This is a genomic window from Streptomyces sp. NPDC012835 (assembly GCF_042900885.1).
GTDB lineage: Bacteria > Actinomycetota > Actinomycetes > Streptomycetales > Streptomycetaceae > Streptomyces.
Genome location: NZ_JBIBBW010000006.1, coordinates 345,109 through 364,659 on the forward strand (window position 1 = coordinate 345,109; position 19,551 = coordinate 364,659).

The 19,551-nt window shown below is 72.6% G+C and carries 21 protein-coding genes; 8 read left to right on the top strand and 13 right to left on the bottom strand.

Features of this window, described 5'->3' with window-relative positions; genetic code table 11:
* Positions 1-81: 81 nt before the first annotated feature.
* The 10 genes from ACFY6S_RS25075 to ACFY6S_RS25120 all read right to left on the bottom strand — a co-directional run bounded on the left by ACFY6S_RS25075 (position 82) and on the right by ACFY6S_RS25120 (position 8,442).
* Entirely contained in the window at positions 82-732 is a 651-nt protein-coding gene (locus ACFY6S_RS25075) for a response regulator (RefSeq protein ID WP_388814847.1), read from the bottom strand.
* Between the two features lie 4 nt (positions 733-736).
* Positions 737-2,419, bottom strand: coding sequence for a sensor histidine kinase (locus tag ACFY6S_RS25080; RefSeq protein ID WP_388814845.1), 1,683 nt, complete (start codon positions 2,417-2,419; stop codon positions 737-739).
* A gap of 60 nt (positions 2,420-2,479) precedes the next feature.
* A complete protein-coding gene (locus ACFY6S_RS25085; RefSeq protein WP_388814842.1) occupies positions 2,480-3,709 on the bottom strand; it encodes a Clp protease N-terminal domain-containing protein in 1,230 nt (409 codons plus the stop codon).
* 281 nt (positions 3,710-3,990) lie between these two features.
* Positions 3,991-5,166 (bottom strand): methyltransferase domain-containing protein, encoded by a 1,176-nt coding sequence (locus tag ACFY6S_RS25090; protein WP_388814840.1) that lies wholly within the window; start codon positions 5,164-5,166, stop codon positions 3,991-3,993.
* Positions 5,167-5,193: 27 nt separating this feature from the next.
* Entirely contained in the window at positions 5,194-5,340 is a 147-nt protein-coding gene (locus tag ACFY6S_RS25095; RefSeq protein WP_388814838.1) for a hypothetical protein, read from the bottom strand.
* A 108-nt stretch (positions 5,341-5,448) separates the two neighbouring features.
* A complete protein-coding gene (locus ACFY6S_RS25100; RefSeq protein WP_388814836.1) occupies positions 5,449-6,285 on the bottom strand; it encodes a helix-turn-helix domain-containing protein in 837 nt (278 codons plus the stop codon).
* A complete protein-coding gene (locus tag ACFY6S_RS25105; protein ID WP_388814834.1) occupies positions 6,282-6,818 on the bottom strand; it encodes a DUF6879 family protein in 537 nt (178 codons plus the stop codon). The genes ACFY6S_RS25100 and ACFY6S_RS25105 overlap by 4 nt, the downstream gene beginning before the upstream one ends.
* A gap of 2 nt (positions 6,819-6,820) precedes the next feature.
* Entirely contained in the window at positions 6,821-7,024 is a 204-nt protein-coding gene (locus ACFY6S_RS25110) for a hypothetical protein (RefSeq protein WP_388814833.1), read from the bottom strand.
* A 324-nt stretch (positions 7,025-7,348) separates the two neighbouring features.
* Positions 7,349-7,549, bottom strand: coding sequence for a hypothetical protein (locus ACFY6S_RS25115; RefSeq protein WP_388814832.1), 201 nt, complete (start codon positions 7,547-7,549; stop codon positions 7,349-7,351).
* 440 nt (positions 7,550-7,989) lie between these two features.
* Positions 7,990-8,442, bottom strand: a complete 453-nt coding sequence (locus ACFY6S_RS25120; RefSeq protein ID WP_389462594.1) for an ATP-binding protein — start codon at positions 8,440-8,442, stop codon at positions 7,990-7,992.
* Positions 8,443-8,704: 262 nt separating this feature from the next.
* Here ACFY6S_RS25120 and ACFY6S_RS25125 point away from each other — a divergent pair, with 262 nt between their 5' ends.
* From ACFY6S_RS25125 to ACFY6S_RS25145, 5 genes are all read left to right on the top strand, one after another.
* On the top strand, positions 8,705-9,583 hold the full coding sequence (locus ACFY6S_RS25125; protein ID WP_388814829.1) for a helix-turn-helix domain-containing protein: 879 nt from the start codon (positions 8,705-8,707) through the stop codon (positions 9,581-9,583).
* A 5-nt stretch (positions 9,584-9,588) separates the two neighbouring features.
* Complete coding sequence (locus ACFY6S_RS25130; RefSeq protein WP_388814827.1) at positions 9,589-9,804, top strand: DUF397 domain-containing protein; 216 nt, start codon at positions 9,589-9,591, stop codon at positions 9,802-9,804.
* Positions 9,756-9,998: a DUF397 domain-containing protein gene (locus ACFY6S_RS25135; RefSeq protein WP_388814825.1), complete on the top strand. Its 243-nt coding sequence runs from the start codon at positions 9,756-9,758 to the stop codon at positions 9,996-9,998. Before ACFY6S_RS25130 ends, ACFY6S_RS25135 begins: the two co-directional genes overlap by 49 nt.
* On the top strand, positions 9,995-10,207 hold the full coding sequence (locus ACFY6S_RS25140) for a DUF397 domain-containing protein (protein ID WP_388814823.1): 213 nt from the start codon (positions 9,995-9,997) through the stop codon (positions 10,205-10,207). Before ACFY6S_RS25135 ends, ACFY6S_RS25140 begins: the two co-directional genes overlap by 4 nt.
* A gap of 799 nt (positions 10,208-11,006) precedes the next feature.
* Positions 11,007-11,438, top strand: coding sequence for a protein phosphatase (locus ACFY6S_RS25145; protein ID WP_388814822.1), 432 nt, complete (start codon positions 11,007-11,009; stop codon positions 11,436-11,438).
* A gap of 48 nt (positions 11,439-11,486) precedes the next feature.
* Here ACFY6S_RS25145 and ACFY6S_RS25150 read toward each other — a convergent pair whose 3' ends face one another.
* The 3 genes from ACFY6S_RS25150 to ACFY6S_RS25160 all read right to left on the bottom strand — a co-directional run bounded on the left by ACFY6S_RS25150 (position 11,487) and on the right by ACFY6S_RS25160 (position 14,723).
* The gene (locus ACFY6S_RS25150) at positions 11,487-12,704 is read right to left on the bottom strand and encodes a serine hydrolase domain-containing protein (protein WP_388814820.1); all 1,218 of its coding nucleotides are present in this window, start codon (positions 12,702-12,704) and stop codon (positions 11,487-11,489) included.
* A gap of 140 nt (positions 12,705-12,844) precedes the next feature.
* Positions 12,845-13,489, bottom strand: coding sequence for a response regulator transcription factor (locus ACFY6S_RS25155; RefSeq protein ID WP_388814818.1), 645 nt, complete (start codon positions 13,487-13,489; stop codon positions 12,845-12,847).
* Positions 13,490-13,493: 4 nt separating this feature from the next.
* Positions 13,494-14,723 (bottom strand): sensor histidine kinase, encoded by a 1,230-nt coding sequence (locus ACFY6S_RS25160; protein WP_388814816.1) that lies wholly within the window; start codon positions 14,721-14,723, stop codon positions 13,494-13,496.
* Positions 14,724-14,887: 164 nt separating this feature from the next.
* Between ACFY6S_RS25160 and ACFY6S_RS25165 the strand changes: the two genes are divergently transcribed.
* From ACFY6S_RS25165 to ACFY6S_RS25175, 3 genes are all read left to right on the top strand, one after another.
* The gene (locus tag ACFY6S_RS25165; RefSeq protein WP_388814814.1) at positions 14,888-15,682 is read left to right on the top strand and encodes an ABC transporter ATP-binding protein; all 795 of its coding nucleotides are present in this window, start codon (positions 14,888-14,890) and stop codon (positions 15,680-15,682) included.
* The gene (locus ACFY6S_RS25170; protein ID WP_388814812.1) at positions 15,679-18,312 is read left to right on the top strand and encodes an FtsX-like permease family protein; all 2,634 of its coding nucleotides are present in this window, start codon (positions 15,679-15,681) and stop codon (positions 18,310-18,312) included. Before ACFY6S_RS25165 ends, ACFY6S_RS25170 begins: the two co-directional genes overlap by 4 nt.
* A gap of 432 nt (positions 18,313-18,744) precedes the next feature.
* Entirely contained in the window at positions 18,745-19,509 is a 765-nt protein-coding gene (locus tag ACFY6S_RS25175; RefSeq protein ID WP_388814810.1) for a DeoR/GlpR family DNA-binding transcription regulator, read from the top strand.
* The last annotated feature ends 42 nt before the right edge of the window (positions 19,510-19,551 follow it).

A 19,551-nucleotide genomic window follows, 5' to 3' on the forward strand; every position in this document is an offset into this window, starting at 1 on the left:
ACGCGCTACCCGAGCGGTGCCCGATTCTACCGCCGGGACCGCCCGGACCGCCGCTCGGCAGCCGCGGCGACCGGGAGCGCCTCAGCTTGCGAGCAGCCCCGCGTCGTGCGCCAGGACGGCCGCCTGGACCCGGTTCGTGCAGTCCGTACGGGTCAGGACGCGGCTGATGTGGGCTTTGACGGTACTGGTGCTCAGGTGCAACGCCCCGGCGATCTCCGCGTTGGACAGGCCCTGGCCGAGCAGCCGCAGCACATCGCGCTCCGCCGGGGTCAGCTGCTCGACACGGTGTCTCGCCGCCTCGGCCCGTTCGCCGCCCGATACTTGACGGTCCATCAGCCGTCGCATGATCCGGGGCGCCAGCACCGGTTCGCCCGTGGCGGCGGTCTGTACCGCTCGTATCAGCTCCATGGGCCCGGTGTCCTTGAGCAGGAACCCGCTCGCGCCGGCGCGCAGCGCCCGGGTCACGCTCCGCTCCTCCCCGAAGGCCGTGAGCATCACCACCCGGGTACGGGGTGAGGCGAGCGCGATGTCCTCGGCGGCGGCGACACCGTCCTTGACCGGCATCCGGATGTCCAGCAGGGCCACGTCGACGTCCTGCTCCCGGCAGGCGGAGACCGCTTCGTTCCCGTTCCCCGCCTCGGCGACCACCGCGATGTCCCCGGCGTTCTCCAGGACCAGCCGGATTCCCGTACGCATCAGGGCTTCGTCGTCGGCGATGAGAACTCGGATCACCGTCTCATCGTAGGACCTGACTGAACAGGACGAAGGCCGTGAAGACCCCGGTGGGCAGGATCACCATGATCGCCGCGCACCCCCCGCCGAGCAGTCTCGGCCAGGTGAGGGCTTGAGCCGACAGATCCGAGGGCGTGTACGGAGCGGGAGGGGCGGAGGGGGCGGCAGGGGCGGATACGGCGGTTACGGGGCGCGGCGCGGGTTCGGGAGGTGCGGCGGTCGTGGGGTGCGGCGTGGGTTCGGCGGTTGCGGGGCGCGGTGTGAGTACGGCGGTTGCGGGGTGCGGCGTGGGTACGGCGGTTGCGGGGCGCGGCGTGGGTACGGCGGTTGCGGGGTGCGGCGCCGTCTCCGTACCCACCCGGCACGGCAGCCCCGCCGCTATCCGGAACCCGGCGTTCCCGACCGGACCCGCCGTGAACGAGCCCCCGATCAGAGTGATCCGCTCCTCCAACCCCGCCAGCCCGCTGCGGTTCCCGGCCATCGGCCGCCAAGGCGCGCGCGGTGCCTCGTTGGTGACGGTGACCTCGACGCGGTGTCCGGAGTGGACCACCTCCACGCGGGTGGGCGCGCCCGCCGCGTGCTTGTGCACATTGGTCAGCCCCTCCCGCGCCACCCGGTGCAGCGCCTGCCGGACCCGAGGGCTCAGGGCGTCGGAATCCGGCCCCGACCAGGCGAGTTCGGCCGCCACGCCCGCCTGGCGGGACTCGGCCACCAGAGCGGTGAGGTCCGCGCGGGTACCGCGTACCGCCTCGGGTTCCCGGTCGGCCTCGTCAGGTGTCGGGGACAGGGGCGCGATCTCCTCGCGGCGCAGCACGTCCAGGATCTCCCGCAACTCCTCCATCGCGGTGCCCGCGGTGGTACGCAGCAGCTCCGCCCGCCCGGCCAGGGGCGGGGCCTGCCGGGCCGCCGCCAGTTCCAGCGCGCCCGCGTGCACCGAGATCAGGCTCAGCCGGTGGCCGAGCATGTCGTGCATCTCCCCGGCGATCCGGGCCCGTTCCTCCATCCGCGCGGTGGCGGCGGTCAGCGCCCGCGCCTGTTCCAGATAGGCGTTGCGTTCCCGCAACAGCCGTACCAGAGGCCGCCGTTGCCCCAGCAACGTGCCGGACAGGGCCGGGAGCAGCAGCACAAAGACCGAGCTGAGCGCGGTACCCGCGAGCGTCTCGAACCAGTCGCGCGGGGCGAGCAGAGGGACGAGCGCGGACAGGGACACCGCCAGCGCGCAGGCCGCCAGAACCGCTGCCCAGGCCCGGCGGACCGGGGTGATCCTGCGGGTGGCGAACAGCATGGTCAGCGGGAGCAGAGACAGCGACCACACGTTGTCCCCGGCCAGCAGCGGCACCGCCCCCAGCACCACCCCGGCGGGCCAGCGCCGCCGGGCCGGGACCAGGAACGCCGCCCAGCACGCCTCGGCCACCGCGAGCACGGGCCGGCCAGGAGGGACGAACAGCAGCGGAAGCAGCCCGGCGGCCGCCGTCAGCAGGCAGACGGCCGCCTCGAACACCCGGGTACGGCGTGGAGCCGCCCGGACCGCCGCGAGAGCCGCGCGCGCCTCCCGGACGACGCCCGCCGCGACGGCGCCCGCCCGGAGCGCCGCACCGCGCGCCGTCGTCCGCCGTACCCGGCGCAGCAGCACCCGTACCGCCCCGCTCGCCAGCGCCGCCACCGGTCGCGCCCCTCTCGTCTCCACCCGCTCCACCGCTCCACCACTCCACCGTCTCCGTCGCCGGAGTCGCACGCCCGCCGGGTGTCACGCGCCGAGCAGGAGGTCCAGCCCGTCGCGCACCCCGGTCAGGTCCACGCCATTGTCCTGGAGCAGCCGGACGGCCCGGCCGTCCGCGTCATCGAGCAGGGCGGCCAGCAGATGCTCCGCCCCGACCGGACCGGCGCCGCGCTCGGCGCAGAGCAGCCGGGCCTTGGCCAGCGTCCGGTCGGCGTCGGCGGCGAGGGCGGCGTCGGCGTCGGCGGCGATGGCGGCGTCGTCCTCCGGTACGGACCCGGCCGACTGACCGGCGGAGTCCGCCGCCCGCGTCACCAGCGCGTCATCCATGCCGTGCGACCGCAGCAGCCCGGCAACCGAGCCGATCGAGCGCGGCGTCCCGGACGAAGTCGCCCCCGCCAGCGTGAGCGCCCGGTCCAGGGCGGGTATGGCCAGCAGCAGATCCTCCTGCTCCGCCGCGCTCCTGCCGTGCCGTGCGGCCTGACGCCGCGCCTCGTGGGAGAGCACCAGCAGTACGGGGTCACCGTCGCCCGCCGAACGTGACATCAGGGACATCATGCCCCGCATCCACCACGTGCCGCGCTCGCCCAGCAGCCCGGACGTCCTCAGCAGCTTCACACTCCCGCTCTCGGCCTCGGCCTCCGACCACCACGGCTCCGCCCCGTCGCGCACGGCCTCCGCCCGCGCGTCCAGGGCCGAGGCGGCTGCCGCCGGATCCACCCGGCGCATCGCCATGGCCTCCACCGCCCGGCACGCGCCCACATTCAGGAGGGCGCGCGCCAGATGCCGCTCGCGCACCTCGTACGTACCTTCCGCACGCGTCAGCCGCACCGCCCCGACCAGCGACTCGCGGAGCGCCCCAGACGGCCGCGCGGGCCACACCGCCCCGTCCGGGAGCTTGCGCGCGTACTTCCGCGCCGCGAGCCACAGCGCCTCCCGCCAAGCGGCCCCGGCCTCGAACCTGTTGTCCGCCTCGCCGGGCGCGTCGGCGGCGACCGGCTCGCCGTGGAAGGCGTCGTCGTGCACCCAGTGCCGATCGTCCCGCCCCCGGATCTGCCCGGAGACCGCCGCGGAGTTCCGCATGCCGGGAACAAGGGCCGCCCCGGGCTTCTCGTTGTCGTCCAGCAGGGTGGCGAGGAGGTGCTCGGTCCCGGTGGTCCCGCCGTCGAACCTCATCGAGTAACGGATCGTCCGCGCCAGCAACTCGACCGCGTCGGCGGCGAATTCGGTGGTGGTGACGGTCGGCGACTGCTGCTTCATGGGTAGGTCTCCCCGCTGGTCGGTACGGCGTGCCCCCGACGCTAGGCGGGCGGGAGCCCCGGTCGCATCGGCCGATCGGCCACGGGTCGGGGCCGACCGGCCACGGCTGACGGCGGACCGGCCATGTGCTGCTGGCCGACCGGGCGGGCCGGCGGCTGTCCGGGGCGGGGCGGGCGGCCGTGCGGGGCGGGGCTGACGGCCGTCCGGGGCGGGGTGGGCGGCCGTCCGGGAGGGGCGGTGGTGCCCGGTCGGGTGGGCGGATGGGTGGGTCCATCGGCCCCTCAGACCGGCCAGGAGTCCCCCGGATCATCCAGCCACGCACGCTGCCCATCGGGGCCGACCGTCAACCCGAACCGGTCGAATCCGGGCCGGCCACGGCGCTCCCACCACCTGAACGCCGCCTCGACCTCGCTCCACAGCTCGCGCGGTCCGGACTGGACAACCTCGAACTCCGCCACCTCTCCCGGCACATGATCGGCCGTGGCCCATGACAAGGTGTCGTCGCTGTAGAGCCAGAGTGTGTAGGCACCGTCCTCGTACCGCTCGGCCCGCCAGAACACCCCCGGCACCCGCAGCCCGATGACGAACTGGGCGAGCCAGTCCCCGGTCGCGGCTGGGGAGAGGACCGTAGCGCTCCGCACCCCATCGGCGGGCCAGACCGCCCCTCCGAGATAGGCAGCCAACGGCGGCCTGGGCGGGCGCTGTTGGCGAAGCCGCATGAACGCGGACGACCGGGTGAACCGGCCGCGGGCCACGCCCCCTTCGACCACCAGCCGGACGATCGCCTCACCGCCGTACCCCGTACCCCAGGGCGCGACGACAATGCCGCCCTCCTCCGTCTGGCGGACCCAGCTGTACGGCACGTCGTGGACCGAGCACGTGGCGACGACCCGGCTGTACGGAGCGCCCCCGGTGTGCCCCAGCCGGCCGTCGCCGACCACGACCGTGGGCCGGAGGCCGGCCCGGCGCAGGTTCTCGACAGCGGCGAGCGCGACAGTGGCGTCGTACTCGACACTGACCACGTTCTCGTCACCCAGCCGGTACGCGAGGAGCCCCGCGTTCCAGCCGGTGCCCGTGCCGACCTCCAGAACCCGACCGCGCCCGCGTACCCCGGCCACGTCGAGATCCGCGAGCATCGAGAACACCATGCGTGGCATCGAACTGGAACTGGTGGGCGTGGCGCCGAGCCCGGTCCCTCGATGCCGCCCGTCGTCCCACTGCGTGGTCAGCGGAATGTCGGAGTACACGGCGGATCGCCAGGCGTCCGGGGCGTCCGCACGGTTGACGAGTGCCGACTGCCGGGTCCCCTCCGCGATGCCCGGCCAGATCCTGTCCGGCACGAACAGCTCACGGAGCACCGCCCCGAACGCCGGCAACCAGTCGGTCGTCAGCGCACCCGCCGCCACGAGCGCGGAGGCGAGCCCCTGGGGGCCCGCCTCTTCAGTGCACGATGTCATCGCTTCCCCGGCTTCCTTGCCCCACCGCTACTTGCCGGTCGCGGGGCCGGAGCCGTCACTGGTGTTGCCTCCTTCGTCCGACCCGCCCCCGCCGTGCCGTGCGCCGCTGTTCGAGTCGTCCTGCTGACCGCCGCCCTGGCCGTCGCCGGTGCCGCCGCTGTGCTGTCCGCCCATGTCGGGTCTCCTCTGTTTCCGGTGAATCGAGGTGTGTTGTGCTGCGAACTCGAAGCTAGAAGCGGGGGACTGACGGCTGCCAGTCGATTGTGGGAGATTGCTGACGAATCAGCCGAGGGAGGTACGCGCGCGGGCGATGAGGCGGTGCGCCCGTGGGCCGTACACGGCGCTCTCGTCGAGCCGGTCCCATGTGCGCCCGTAGAGAGCCAGGTCGTGAGCCGACTCGAGTTGAAACTCGGCGCTGATGGTCTCGACGACAACCCGCTTCTCGTCGAAGATCCAGAATCCGTGCTTGGGGGTAAGCCGTAGCGGGGTTCCGAACGGCACGATGCCGAGACGCACCGTGCCCACGCCGATCAGCTCCACAAGCCGGTCGAGTTGCCCCGTCATCACTTCACGAGGACAGGGCAGTGCGTGAAGTGCGCCCTCCCACAGAAGGACACGGAAGGCCCTGCCGGGCTCATGCAGGACATCCTGCCGTCGTATGCGAGCACCCACGGCCGCGTCGGTGTCGCGGGGGGTCTGCTGGAGGTCCGCGTTGTGTGTGAGCAGGTGCCGAGCGTACTCCGGGGTCTGGAAGAGGCCCGGTATGACGGTGGCCTCGTATCCACGCACCACGAACGCCCCCCGGAACTCGGCGACGTACCGTTCCTGAACTCCCGTGTGCCCGGCGGCAAGCTGGCGGCGCCACGAGCGTTGCTGCGACTCCAGCCCCAGCAGTCGGGCTTTCAGATCCGCAGCGGCGGAGGGAGAGCCGACCGCCCGAGCCCACGCGTCGAGATCGTCCATGCTCGCGGTCTGCTTGCCGTGCTCCAGCCGGGAGACCTTGGAACGCTGCCAGCCGAGCCGCTCGGCGATGCCTTTGCCGTTCAGCCCCGCCTCGGTGCGCAGCTGGCGCAGCCGCGCACCGAGAGCGACCCGGCCGGCCTGGAAATCGGTGGTCACGGAGCAGACGCTACGCCCGCCTGGAACTCCGCCGTGGCCACCGCGTGATGCCAGGCGGCGTCGCGCGCCTGGCAGGCCCGTACGACACTCTCGGCGTCGTCGAGTACGTGAACTCCGAGCGTCGTTCCCTGGTCGTCTATGGCGAATTTGACGACCGTGCGTGAGTCGAACAGCCAGAAGTCGTAATCCGGCAGCCCGATCCGCGCGGCATCCGCGCGTCGAAGGTTTCGGATGTCCTCACCGGCCGCGACGTTGCCGAGGCCGGAGGCCAGGAGGAACATCTGCCCCTCGCTCGCCGGTTCGTCCACCAGGCGCACGCGCTCGAAGCGCTTGCCCAGCGCTGTCTGCCGCGTCACGTTGATCCGCCAGGAGTCGGCGGGTTCGCTCGCGATGTCCTCACCGTCCTTCCACCGCCGCCACTTGGGACTGACGCGGTCCGTGGCGTAGAACCGCTGGGTCTCCAGCCGCCAGGCGGTGTGTTCGAACTCGGTGAACAGATGGGTGATGTCCTCGAACGGAATCAGCGGTGGCAAGGTCACTCCTTGGGCGCGAAGCGGGTGAGCAACGCGCGAGGGACGACGACGAATGTCTCCGAGTCCTTGACATCCCGCACTTGGGCGAGATCGTCAGGGTCGGTGAGACGCTCGCCCTGGACCACGATCTTGTCGGTGTCCTCCACTTCGTACAGGGTGGGGCAGTTGCCGTGGTCGGATGTGGTGCCGATGAACTTGAGAGTCATGGCGTCCTCCTCCTGAATGGCTGGCTGGAGATCCAGAATGCGGCGGCCGGCCCCTGCGCGGGGCGCGATTGCCGCAGATTGCGAACGTGAGGCGTGGAACGGAGCGGGGCGCGACGGGATGCCGCGCACCGGGCCCGGTGTCACTGGCGGCGCAAGAGCGCCAGGATGATGGAGCCGCCGACGGACGTGATGGCCAGGATGTGGAGGACCTGGGCCTTCAAGGGGGTCACGGGGGCGGCCCCTGTGTGCTCGGGTGCGGGGGAGGCGTCCGGTGACGCTGAAAGAGCGCGGCGAAGTCCCGGGTGGTGGCGGCCAGGGCGCGCATCAGCTCGTACGCGTGGGGGGCGGGGTGGTCCGGTCCTCGTTCCATGACCTGTACAGGGTGAGCAGCCGGTAGGCGTCACGGTGGAGGGCCAGGTACTCCGGAGTGTCGGTGTCGGCGGTTGTGGCGGGGGCGGTGTCGACGTCGTAGTCGCGCAGCAGTAGTTCGAGGTGGCCCCTGAGTTGCGACGTGGTGGTGTCCACCCAGGTGCGCTCGGGGAGGACCGGTCGCGGTTCGAGAGCGGCGGAGACCGTCTGGGAGATGGTGACGAGGTCGATGGGCCGGGTGTCGTCCGGTGCGTCTCTTACATCTCTTACATCTCTTACGTCTCTTACGTCTCGTGCATCTGGTTCATCTCGCGCGTCTCGTACGCACTGGCTGTGCTGACCGTCCCGTACGGACTCCCCGTCGCTGCCTGCGCTTCCGGCCTCCTGGCCGGTGGCCTTGGGCGCGACGGGGGAGGGTGTCCGGGCGGGGACCGGCCCTTGGGTGGGCGCTGACGCGTGGGCGAGGAAGGGCAGTTGGGGATGGTCGGCCCGTCGAAGGACGAGTCCGGCGAGCAGACGCCGGAGCGTCCGCGCATCCGTGGCGAACTGGATGGGCGCCCGGCGCCAGTGCGAACCGGGATCACGGCGGATACCGGTCACGCGCGCACCTCCCCTGAAGGGCCGACGCTGACGGTGCACCACGTACGCGTCCCCCGCCGCCCCCAGCTGCGCGCGAGCGCGTCCACCAGGAACATCCCCCGGCCGTTCTCCTCGTCCGGCCCGGGGTGCCGAACGACCACGTGCGCGGGCGACCGGTCGTCCACCTCGATGCGTACGGTGCCGCACTGGTCGTACGAGAGGGAGAACCGGACACGGTCGCCGCCCCCGTGCACCACGGCGTTGGTGAGGATCTCGCTGACCAGCAACTGCACGGTCTCGACGGCCTCCCTCGCCACGTCGCCCTGCCGGAGAAGGGCGCCGGCCATGCGCCGGGTGTGCTCGACACGGCGGGTGTGGGGCTTGAACGACATGGTCAGGCGCAGAGCGATGTCCCGTATCCCGACTGGGGCGGGCGGGGCGGGTGTTGTGGTGTGTGGCGAGGGAGGCATCGCGAGTCCTTACCGTCGGTCCCTGTGCTCACTGAGTGCAGCCTTTCGGCTGCGATGAGTGAGTTGCAGGTATAGCCTCGCACCAGATGTACGACCGTTAGGACGTTCCTGCCGAATTCTGCGTGCAGGTCTCACGGTGAATTACCGTCCGTACGAGAGGGCTTCACGCTGCCGGACGGTGACTCCCGCTGTGACGCAGAACGTTCCTTGCGGAGGCAGAACAAGCGTCGACACACTGGGCAGTGCACCGAGAGGACAGCAGATGAACACGGACGTCGAGTCGGCAACACCCGCTCTGTGTCGCCTACAGCTTGGCAAGGAGCTGCGGAATCTCCGGCTCCGGGCCGGACTGACGTCAACTCAGGTGGTCAGGAAGCTCTTCTGGAGTCCATCGAAGCTGACCCGCCTGGAAACGGGTGAGAACTTGGTCGTAGAGCCGTCCGACATCATGGCGCTCTGCCAGATCTTTGAGGCGGACGCCGAGACGACGGCGATGCTGAAGGGGTACGCGGCGGTCACGAAGACGAAGCGGGACTGGTGGCAGTCATCGGAGTACCGTCCGGTCATCCCGCCGGGATTCAAGGCGTACCTGGGGCTGGAGGCAACGGCTACGACGTTGCACAACTACGAATCCGAGTACGTACCCGGCTTGCTCCAGACCGAGGCGTACGTCCGCGCGATCTACGAGCGGGCCCACCAAGGGCTCGGCGAGGAAGAGATCAGCCGCATGATCGCGGTGCGGATGACACGGCAGGAAGCGCTGCACCGGGAATCTCCGTTGAAGTTCGCCGCGATTTTCAGCGAGTCTGTACTGCGTCGACGGGTGGGAGGCTCGGCGGTCACGCGCGGGCAGCTCGCGCACATCGCTGAGATCGCTTCGTTGCCCAACGTCCGGGTCCAAGTGGTCCCGTTCGCGGCTGGAGCCCATCCAGGGATGGACGGAGCTTTCCACACGCTTCAGTTCCACGACCGGGACGCGCTCAAGCCGATCATCTACTTCGAGAATCTGGCTGACACGTGGGTGAGTCGACGACAGTCCGACGTGGAGCTTCACGAGGAAGCCTTCAGCGAGCTGCAAGCCCTTGCTCCGGGACCGCAGGAGTCCCTGAGTATGATCAAGAAAGCAATGAAGGAGCATTGATCTCAATGACGACCACGGCTGATGCGCTGACGGGCGCCGAGTGGTTCAAGTCCAGTTACAGCAATGCCCAGGGTGGCGCATGCGTCGAAGGTGCTCGCCTCGGCGGCAGCGCGATAGCCGTACGTGACTCCAAGTGCCTTCAAGGCCCGGCCTTCGTCTTTGCTGGAAGCGCATGGGTGACCTTCGTGTACGCCGTTGCCGCTGGGGAGATGCGCTCGTGACGACCGGGGTTGAGTGGTTCAAGTCCAGTTACAGCAATGCCCAGGGAGGGCAGTGCCTCGAAGGTGCTCGCCTCGGCGGCAGCGCGATAGCCGTACGTGACTCCAAGCACCTTCAAGGCCAGGCCTTCGTTTTCGCTGGAACCGCATGGGTAGCCTTCGTGCATGCCGTTGCCGCTGGGGAGATGCGCTCGTGACGACCGGGGTTAAGTGGTTCAAGTCCAGCTACAGCAACGATCACGTGGGGGACTGCGTCGAAGGCGCTCGGCTCGCCGATGGCGCCATGGCCGTACGTGACTCCAAGCATCCCCAAGGCCCCGCCTTCGTCTTCCCCGCCCCCGCGTGGACCGCCTTCGTCGCCGCTCTCGGCGCCATCGACACCCTCACCGACGAGCCGCGCCTGTAATCCGGCGGCCCGTGCGGCCCACTGGCATCTTGGTGGGTGCGCACACTTTGCGTGGGGTGGCCCGGCCGGTCTCGGCGCCCGACCGCCGTCCGTCTGCTGGGACTCATGCCCCGTGTCCGGGGTTCGTTGCCGTGGGGCGCCCCGGGGTGCGGGGAGCCGTGCGCCCAACGGCCGGAGGATGTCCGGCGTCCCAGCCGGTCCGGCATCCACCGGGGGTGGTGTGCTCGATGTGTCCGTGCCGGATGGGCTGGGCTCTCGGGTCGTGTGTCCGCTGTCCCGTTGTGCGCGACGTGGGGCACACGATCTGCTCGCGGGTCCCCTTGACCCTCCCCTTGCGTCAGGCTTGAGGCTGTGGGTGACGAAGGGGCAGGGGGATGACTCATCGACGCCGTGCAGCGGTCGGCCGGGGAGTGGCGCCGGCCCCTCCCGCGGCATTCCGGCGCGGACGGGTCCGCCGCAACATGAACCGGCGTCGCGAGTACCGGGCCGGGGCGCCAGGGTTCTGGGTGGGGCCGGCGCTCTTGTTCCTCCTGTGTGCGGTCTTCCCGTCGGTCCACGACGTTCGGCGCTCCCGTAGGAAGACCCCGGACCGAGCCACGGATGTGGTTGCGGTACGGGCGGAGGCGCGGGCGCCTCCAACTGCCCGCTCTCGTGCATCGGGAGGCCCTTCGCGTGCTGCGCTCCGGGGTGGACGCCGCCCATGTCGACGCCTTCAGCGACTCCCGGGCTTCGGGTGATGGGTCTGCCGCCCACCGCGCTCGCGACTCCGTCCGCCCTCCGCGCCGCCTAGGGTGGCGCCATGACCGAGAGCTGGACCTCAACCGACAGCGGCGTCCTGGCACTTCCCTCCGGGCGCCTGGTCAGGGGCCGGGGGCTGCGGCGTCCGCTGCCCGGCGGCGCGGTGCCCACGTACGGGGTGTATCTGCTCGGCAAGCCGCCGCCCGAGGTGGAGTGGGAGGCGCGGTGGCTGCGCTGGCCGGACTTCCGGCTGCCCAGCAGCCGTACGGACGCGCGGGAGGCGCTCGACGAGGCATGGCGACGGGCTGCCGGCGAGCGGGTCGAGGTCGCCTGCGGCGGCGGGCGCGGGCGTACGGGGACGGCGCTGGCCTGCCTGGCCGTCCTCGACGGCGTACCGCCGGACGACGCCGTGGCGTTCGTACGGCGGCACTACCACCCCCGTGCCGTGGAGACGCCCTGGCAGCGGCGGTACGTCCTGGGCTTCGCCGGCTGACCGGGGCGCCCGCGCCCGGCCGAGTGGTGGCGGGGCTCCGCCCGCCCGTCAGCGGCAGAGCGCCGTGTCCACGGCCTTCTCCATCTCCTCCGCCTCGGACAGGTCGTTCGGCAGGACGGTGACCGCGATGTTCACCGAGCGGCCCTTCTCCGTGACGCCGCCCCGGGTCTCGTAGCCGTGGATGTCACCGCCGTGTCCCCAGTAGACGCCGCCGCAGGACAGCGGCTTGCGCATCAGGCCGAGGCCGTAACGCGCACCGGGCGCCAGGTCCTCGGCCGGCACGGTCGTCTTCATCTCGGCGAGCTGGGCGGGCTTCAGCAGCCTGCCGTCGAGCAGCGCGGTGAAGAAGCGGTTCATGTCGCTGTTGGTGGAGACCATCGCGCCCGCCGCCCAGCCCCACGACGGGTCGGTCACCGAGGCGTCGCGCAGCGGCGCTCCGGGCTCGTCGGCGTGGTAGCCCTTCGGGTGCTTCTCGCGGATCGTCATCTCGCCGACCTGCGGGAAGTACGTGTGCCTCAGCCCGATCCGGTCGACCACCCGCTGGTTGACCACCTCGGCGACGGGCCGTCCCGTCACCTTCTGGAGCAGCAGCCCGACCACGATGTAATTGGTGTTGCTGTAGGCCCACTTGGTGCCGGGCGCGAACATCGCCTTGTCCTGGAGGGCCAGGTCGAGCAGTTCGCGCGGCTCGGTGTAGCGGTGCTGGAGAGCCGCGAAGTCCACCGCGATGTGCTGGGTGAACTCGGGCAGCCCGCTGGTGTGCTGGAGCAGCTGCCGTACGGTGATGTTCCGGCCGTCGATGCCCTCGCCCCTGATGAGGTTCGGCAGATACGTCTCGATCGGCTCGTCGAGGCCGATCTTGCCCTCCCCGACCAGTTGCAGCACCGCGACCGAGGCGAACGTCTTGGTGTTGCTGCCGATCCGCACCTGGCCATCGGCGGGGACCGGGGTCCTGGCCGCCAGGTCGCCGTATCCGGCGGTGAAGGCGCCCGTACGGCCGTCGCGCTCGCGGGTACCGGCCAGCGCCGCGGGTCGCTGGTCCCCGCTCACCAGCCCGTCGACTATCTTCCGCATCGCCTTGTCGCCGGGCTTCGTGCCGTGATCGGTCGACGCGCCGGCGGTGGTGGTCGTCGCCGTGGCGTACGCGGCGGGCAGCCCCGCGCCGGCGACCAGCGTGAGGGCCAGCAGCGCGGCGGCCCTGCGGCGGACCGCCCCACGGCGGGCGCCAGGGGCGTCGGGGGCGGGGGCAGGGGTGTGGTCGGACATGGGGCGTACTCCTTGAGGACAGGCCGGACGCTCGTTCATCGGCCGGTCATCAGGATGTGCGAGGCACCCACTGCGCCGTAATCCCGGCAGCTGCCGTATGCGGGGTGGGGCCTGCCCCACCCCGCATACGGCAGGCCCCCTCACGCCTTCAGATACGCGAGCACCGCCAGCACCCTTCGGTGGCCCGCGTCCGTCGCGGGCAGGCCCAGCTTGCTGAAGATGTTGCCGATGTGTTTGTGCACCGCGCCGCCGCTCACCGTGAGCAGACCGGCGATCGTCGCGTTGGAGTGGCCCTCCGCCATCAGCCCCAGCACCTCGCGCTCCCTCGGGGTCAGGCTGAGCAACGGGTCGTCGGCCCTGCGCCGCAGCAGCAGTTGGGCGACGACCTCCGGGTCCATGGCGGTGCCGCCGTCCACCACCCGGTGCAGCGCGTCGAGGAAGTCGGCGACCTTCCCGACCCGCTCCTTGAGGAGGTAGCCCACCCCGCCCGCGCCGTCGGCCAGCAGCTCGGTGGCGTAACTGTCCTCGACGTGCGCCGACAGGACGAGCACCGCGAGCCCCGGCCGGCGCCTGCGCGCCTCGACGGCGGCGCGCAGCCCCTCGTCCCGGAAGGTGGGCGGCATCCGGACGTCCACCACCGCGACATCCGGGCGGTCCGCCTCGACGGCGGCCAGCAGACCGGTGGGGTTGTCGACGGCGGAGGTCACCTCCATGCCCTCGGCGCGCAACAGATGGGTGAGGCCCGCTCGCAGCAGGGCGTCGTCCTCCGCGATGACGATGCGCACGGCTTCATGCTCCTAGGGGGATGTCGGCCCGCAGGACCGTGGGTCCGCCGGGCGGGCTGTGGAGGTGGGTCGTGCCGTCGAAGGCGGCGACGCGGCGCTGGATCCCGACCACTCCGGAGCCCCGCGTCCCGTCGGCGCCGCCATGGCCGTCGTCGCTGACCTCGACGGTGAGCCGGCCGCCCTCGGCGCGCAGGGAGACGCCGATCTGCCGGGCCCCGCTGTGCTTGACGGCGTTGGTGAGCGCCTCGGCCACCACGAAATAGGCCGCCGCCTCCACGGCGGCGGGCGCGCGGGGCAGCTCCTCGTCCGCCGCCAGGGCACAGGGGATCGCGCAGTGCGCTGCCAGCGCCGCCACCGCGCCGCGCAGCCCCCGGTCGGTGAGCACGGGCGGGTAGATCTGCCGGACCACCTCGCGCAGTTCGCTGAGCGCGTCGGTGGCGGCGTCCTGCGCGGTGAGGATCATCGGCAGCGCCGACTCGGGGTCGCGGCGCAGCGCGCGTTCCACCATGCCCAGATGCATGACCACCGCGACGATACGGTTCTGCGTGCCGTCGTGGAGGCTGCGCTCGATCCGGCGCAGCTCGGTGCCGTGCGCTTCGAGCGCGGCGGCCCGGGTGGCGGTGACCTCGGCGAGGCGCTCGACGAGGGTCGGCTCAGGCGGCGCGAGCCGCGCCGCCGAGCGCCGCGCGTACCACCGGGCCAGCGGTGGCGAGAGGACCGCCCCGAACAGGGCGTATCCGGCGGCGGTCGCCAGCGCGAGGCCCGCCCCGCCCCACGACCCCACCGGCTGGTCCAGCGTCGTGGCGGCCGAGGGGAGGAGCGGCCACACCGCGGCGACCGCCACGTTCTGCACGACACCGGCGACCGACCCCACCGCCACCAACCCGGTCAGCAGGCCGAACGCGGCGTGGAACGCCAGCCAGCCCACGTCCCGGCGCGTCTCCGGGCTCGCCAGTACGGCCCCGATGTCGTCGCCGTCGGCCGGCCGGGGCGCCGGAATCGCCGTATCCAGATAGCGGCCGGTACGGCGGCGCTCGAACGCGGCCAGCCGACGGGCGCTCCGCGCGGTGCGCGGCAGCAGCGGCAGGGTGACGATCGGCGCGACGCTCAGCATCAGCCCGACGAGCAGGAACCACGCGGCGAGGCCGGTGCACGCGCCGACCGAGAGGAACCTCAACTCGCCCAGCCGGGCGTGCAGTCGGGCATGTGATCGGCCGGGTCTGCGCTCTGTCACTGCGGTCTGCTCCCTGGCCCGATGGCCCCGTGGCGGAGCCCGATGGTGGAGCGGACTCCACCATCGATCATGGCATGTACGGGATGGTTCGGGCCAACGCCTCCGGCCTACCGTCGCTCCGTCGAACACATGGGTGCGGCGGTGCGGCGGTGAAGGAGCGGATCATGACGGCAGGGCCGGTACGGGCGTCGGGGCGAGCGGCGGAGCGGACGGTGACGGACGCCGGCGCTTCCGGCTTCGCCGTCCGGTTGGAGGCGGCCACCGCGGTCTACGGAACGGGCGCCGCCGCCGTCACCGCCCTGCACCGGGTGACCGCCGGCATCCCGCGCGGCACGTTCACCGCCGTGATGGGCCCCTCGGGGTCGGGCAAGAGCACCTTCCTGCACCTCGCGGCCGGTCTCGACCGGCCCGCCTCGGGCCGGGTGCTGCTCGGGGACACCGATCTGGGCGGGCTGTCGGAGACGGCCCTGACCGAGCTGCGACGCGAGCGGATCGGCTTCGTCTTCCAGGCGTACAACCTGATTCCCGCGCTCGGCGTCCTCGACAACATCACCCTGCCGCTGCGCTTCGCGCGGCGGCCCGTCGACCCGGCGTGGCTGGCCCGGATCACGGACGCGGTCGGGATCGACGGACTGCTGACGCGGCGCCCCGGCGAGCTGTCCGGCGGCCAGCAGCAGCGGGTGGCGATCGCCCGCGCCCTGGTGACCCGGCCCGATGTGATCTTCGCCGACGAGCCGACCGGCGCGCTCGACACCGGGACCGGCGCCCAGGTGCTGGGGCTGCTGCGGGAGCTGGTCGACTCGCTCGGCCAGACCGTCGTGATGGTCACCCACGATCCGGTCGCCGCGTCCTGGGCCCACTTCGTGATGTTCCTCGCCGACGGCCGGATCGTCGACCGGCTCCATGCCCCGACAGCGGAGTCGGTGGCCGCGCGGATGACCGGGCTGGGGGAGCGATGAGCGGGCTGTCCTTCGCCGTACAGTCGATCCGGGCCCATCGCGCCGAGTTCGTCGCGTCGTTCCTCGCGGTGCTCGGCGGCGCCATCCTGGTGACCGCCTGCGGGGTGCTGCTGGAGTCGGGCCTCTTCGCCGGGATCGCGCCCCAGCGGTACGGGGCCGTCCCCGTCGTGGTCGGCGCCCGGCAGTCCGTCGTCGCGCCGGAGGACGAAGGACCGGACGTCGTCGAGCCGCTGCCCGAGCGGGCGATGCTCCCCGCCGGGCTGGTCGCGAAGATCGCCGCCACCCCCGGCGTGCGCGGTGCCGTGGGCGAGGTCAGCTTCCCGGCGACGATCGTGACGGGCGACGGCGTGGTGGTGAGCGCACCCGGCGGCGGGCAGACGCTGGGCCACGGCTGGGGTTCGGCGCGGCTGACGCCGTTCGCGCTGCGCTCGGGCCGGGCCCCGCGCCTCCCCGACGAGGTGGTGCTCGACGCGGGGACCGCCGCGCGGGCGGGCGCGGACACCGGGGCGCGGATCCGGATCGCGACGGCCGAGGGCGCCGTACCGTACCGGGTCGTCGGTGTGGCGGCCCCGCCGGACGGTGCCGGACCGCTCCGCCAGAGCGCGCTGTTCCTCACCGACGCGCGGGCCCGCGAACTGTCCGGGCATCCGGGCGCGTTCGCGGCCATCGGCGTCTTCACCGACCCCGGCGTGGAGACCGGCGGCGCGGACGGGCTGATCGGACTCGTGCGCTCGCTGACCGCCTCCGACACCGCCGTCACCCGTATCGAACGCACCCTCGCGGACCAGGGGTACGGGGGCCGCGCGGTGGTACGGGCCGGCGACGACCGGGGCGAGGTCGAGTTCCTCGGCGCTGCGCGCTCGCGCACCGTGCTGTCGGTGGTGTCGGGTTCGTTCTCCGGATTCGTGCTGATGATCGTCGTGCTGGTGGTGGCGGGCACACTCTCCCTGATGGTCCATCAGCGACGGCGCGAGATAGCCCTGTTGCGCGCCGTGGCGGCCACCCCGCGCCAGGTGCGCCGGATGCTCGCCACCGAGACACTGCTGGTGTCGGGCGCCGCGGCGCTGCTCGGCGTCGGGCCCGGCTACCTCGCCGCCCGGCTGCTGCGGGACGGCTTCGCCCGGATCGGTGTGATCGAGGAGGGCTTCGCGCTGTCCATCGGCCCGGTGCCCGGCGTGGTCGCGGTGCTGCTCTGCCTGGGCGCCGCGCGGCTCGCGGTGGGGGCGGCGGCCGGGCGCCGGGTGCGGGTGCGCCCGGTGGAGGCGCTGCGGGAGTCCGTGGTGGAGACGGCCGAGCTGGGGCGTGGCCGGATCATCGGCGGCCACGTGCTGCTGGGCCTGGCGCTGATGGCCGTTGCGGCCGTGCCGTTCCTGCCGCCGAGTCTCGCCGTGGTGCCCGCCGGGCTCTCCTCGATGCTGGCCCTGATCGGTGTCGCGATGCTCGGCCCCCGGCTGATGGCCACGCTCACCCGGCTCGGCGGCGGCCTGCTGCCGAGCGGCGCCGCGGGCTTCCTCGCGGCGGCCAACAGCCGGGCCGCCGCGCGGCGGCTGGCGGCGGCCGTCACCCCGCTCGTCCTGACGATCGGCTTCGCGACCAGCCAGTTCTACAGCCAGACCACCCTGGCCGAGGCGACGCGGCACCAGGCCCGCGCGGCCACGGTCGCCGATCTCGTGGTCTCCGGGGCGGGCGGCGGCGTCGCGCCCGAAGTCGCCGACGCCGCCCGCGACATACCCGGTGTCACCGCCACGACCCCGCTGGTCGCCACCGAGGTCGTCGCCGTCGGGCGGACCCTCCTCGACGAACCGCTCTCCCGGTCCGTCGCCCACGGCATCGACGCCACCGGACTCACGGGCACGCTCGACCTCCCGGTCGCCTCCGGCCGGCTCGGCGATCTGCGCGGCGACACCGTCGCGCTCAGCGGGACCGAGGCGCGCTACCTCGGCAAGCGGGTCGGGGACCGCGTCGCCCTCGTCCTGGGCGACGGGACCCGCGCGAAGCCCCGCGTCGTCGCCGTGTACCGCCCCAACCTGGGCTTCGGCGATGTGCTGCTGCCCGCGGCCACGGTGCTGCCGCACACCACCGACCGGCTCGCCGACGCCGTACTCGTCGCCCTGGCACCCGGCGCGGACCGCGCGGCCGTCGCCGCCGGGCTGGGCGCGCTGGAGCGGCGCCATCCGGGGCTGACCGTCGGCGACCGCGCCTCGCTGCTCGTCGCCCAGGACCACGAGGTGGAGGCCAACGCCTGGCTGAACCGGCTCCTGCTCGGGGTGCTGCTGGGGTACGTGGCGCTGTCGGTGGCCACCACCCTTGTCACCGTCACCACCGGCCGGGCCCGCGAGCTCGCCCTGCTGCGCCTGGTGGGCGGTACCCGCCGCCAGATCGCCCGGATGCTGGCCATCGAGACGGCGCTCCTGTCGGGCATCGCGGTGGCGCTCGGCGCGCTGGTGGCCGGCGTACCGCTGGTGGTGCTGGCCCTGTCCCTCACCGGCGGGCCGCTGCCGTCCGGACCGCCGTGGGTGTTCGCGGCCATCGTGGCGGCGGCGGTGCTGACGGCCGTGCTGTCGATCCGCGTCCCGGCGCGCGGGATACTGCGGGCCCGGCCCCTGGAGGCGATGCGGTCGCGGGAGTGACGTGCTCCCTCCCGCCGAGCCGTACGTGGCGCGTGTCCCGCGCGCCACGTACGGCTCTCGCGCGTCCGGGCCCGGACCGGCGGCCCGCGCGGTCAGCCGAACGGGACGCGCCCCACCGACCGGCGCCCACCGCCCGGCGTGCCGGCGCCGCCGCCGACGGCGTTCCGGACCGCCGTCGTACCTCCGGGTGAGAGCGCCCCCGTCATTCTCGCGGCGGGGCTGTGAGGGGCTGTGAGGGGCCGTGAGGGGCCGTCAGGGGCTGTGAGGGGCCGTCAACGGCCGCCGGACGGCCCGTTCGTACGGTGGCGGCGACCCGCGAGATTAATTCATGGTTACGACGTTTGGCCCCGCTCGCAGGACCCTTGACGCGCCTGGAGGGAACATCCACACTCCTCCTCATGAACGGGCAACAATCCACAGAACCGGGCGCGGATGCTTCCCGCTGAACGCCACCGCCGTATCTGCGAGGCGTTGCGCGCGCAGCGGATCGTATCGACCGAGGACTTCTCCCGCATGCTCGACGTCTCCGCCGAGACCATCCGCCGCGACCTGGTGACCCTGGAGCGGCGCGGACTGCTCGTACGGGTCCACGGCGGCGCGACCAACAACGCGGGCGGCTTCGGCGAGGAGGCGCCGTTCGACCAGCGCTCCGGGATGGACCGGGGCGCGAAGGTCGCCATCGGGGCCGCCGCGGCGGCGCTGCTGCGCCCGGGGCAGACCGTGGTGATCGACGTCGGCACCACGGCGGTGGAGGTGGCCCGGGCCCTTCCTTCGGACTACCGGGGCACCGTCGCCACCTGTTCCCTGCTGGTCGCCGCCGAGCTGGCGGGCCGGCCGAACGTCGAAGTCCTGGTCAGCGGCGGGCGGTTGCGCGCCGGAGACCTGGTCTGCTCCAACGCGCAGACCCTCGCGTTCTTCGCGGACCTGCGCGCCGATGTGGCGTTCCTCGGCTCCGGGGGAGTGGACGCCTCGGCGGGGCTGACCGATTTCCATCTGGACGAGGTGGCCACCCGGCGGCTGATCCTCGCCCACACCGTCCGCTCCTACATCCTCGCGGACGCCAGCAAATTCGGCCGGGTCGCCCCGCACCGCGTGTGCGGCCTGGAGGACGTCGACGGGCTGATCACCGACGCCCGGCCGTCCCCGACCCTGGAGTCGGGGATGGAGCGCTCCGGCGGCATCGTCGTCGTCGCATAGCGCCGGGCGGAGCGGACTCCGCCCGGCGCACACGTGGTCGGC

What these genes read in the sequence shown, in the direction of transcription:
- ACFY6S_RS25145 (WP_388814822.1), top strand. Translation starts at nt 11,007, where the DNA reads ATGACCGAGAGCTGGACCTCAACCGACAGCGGCGTCCTGGCACTTCCC.
- ACFY6S_RS25125 (WP_388814829.1), top strand. Translation starts at nt 8,705, where the DNA reads ATGAACACGGACGTCGAGTCGGCAACACCCGCTCTGTGTCGCCTACAG.
- ACFY6S_RS25150 (WP_388814820.1), bottom strand. Translation starts at nt 12,704, where the DNA reads ATGTCCGACCACACCCCTGCCCCCGCCCCCGACGCCCCTGGCGCCCGC.
- ACFY6S_RS25095 (WP_388814838.1), bottom strand. Translation starts at nt 5,340, where the DNA reads ATGGGCGGACAGCACAGCGGCGGCACCGGCGACGGCCAGGGCGGCGGT.
- ACFY6S_RS25085 (WP_388814842.1), bottom strand. Translation starts at nt 3,709, where the DNA reads ATGAAGCAGCAGTCGCCGACCGTCACCACCACCGAATTCGCCGCCGAC.
- ACFY6S_RS25135 (WP_388814825.1), top strand. Translation starts at nt 9,756, where the DNA reads ATGGGTGACCTTCGTGTACGCCGTTGCCGCTGGGGAGATGCGCTCGTG.
- ACFY6S_RS25175 (WP_388814810.1), top strand. Translation starts at nt 18,745, where the DNA reads ATGCTTCCCGCTGAACGCCACCGCCGTATCTGCGAGGCGTTGCGCGCG.
- ACFY6S_RS25090 (WP_388814840.1), bottom strand. Translation starts at nt 5,166, where the DNA reads ATGACATCGTGCACTGAAGAGGCGGGCCCCCAGGGGCTCGCCTCCGCG.
- ACFY6S_RS25110 (WP_388814833.1), bottom strand. Translation starts at nt 7,024, where the DNA reads ATGACTCTCAAGTTCATCGGCACCACATCCGACCACGGCAACTGCCCC.
- ACFY6S_RS25120 (WP_389462594.1), bottom strand. Translation starts at nt 8,442, where the DNA reads ATGCCTCCCTCGCCACACACCACAACACCCGCCCCGCCCGCCCCAGTC.
- ACFY6S_RS25170 (WP_388814812.1), top strand. Translation starts at nt 15,679, where the DNA reads ATGAGCGGGCTGTCCTTCGCCGTACAGTCGATCCGGGCCCATCGCGCC.
- ACFY6S_RS25130 (WP_388814827.1), top strand. Translation starts at nt 9,589, where the DNA reads ATGACGACCACGGCTGATGCGCTGACGGGCGCCGAGTGGTTCAAGTCC.
- ACFY6S_RS25165 (WP_388814814.1), top strand. Translation starts at nt 14,888, where the DNA reads ATGACGGCAGGGCCGGTACGGGCGTCGGGGCGAGCGGCGGAGCGGACG.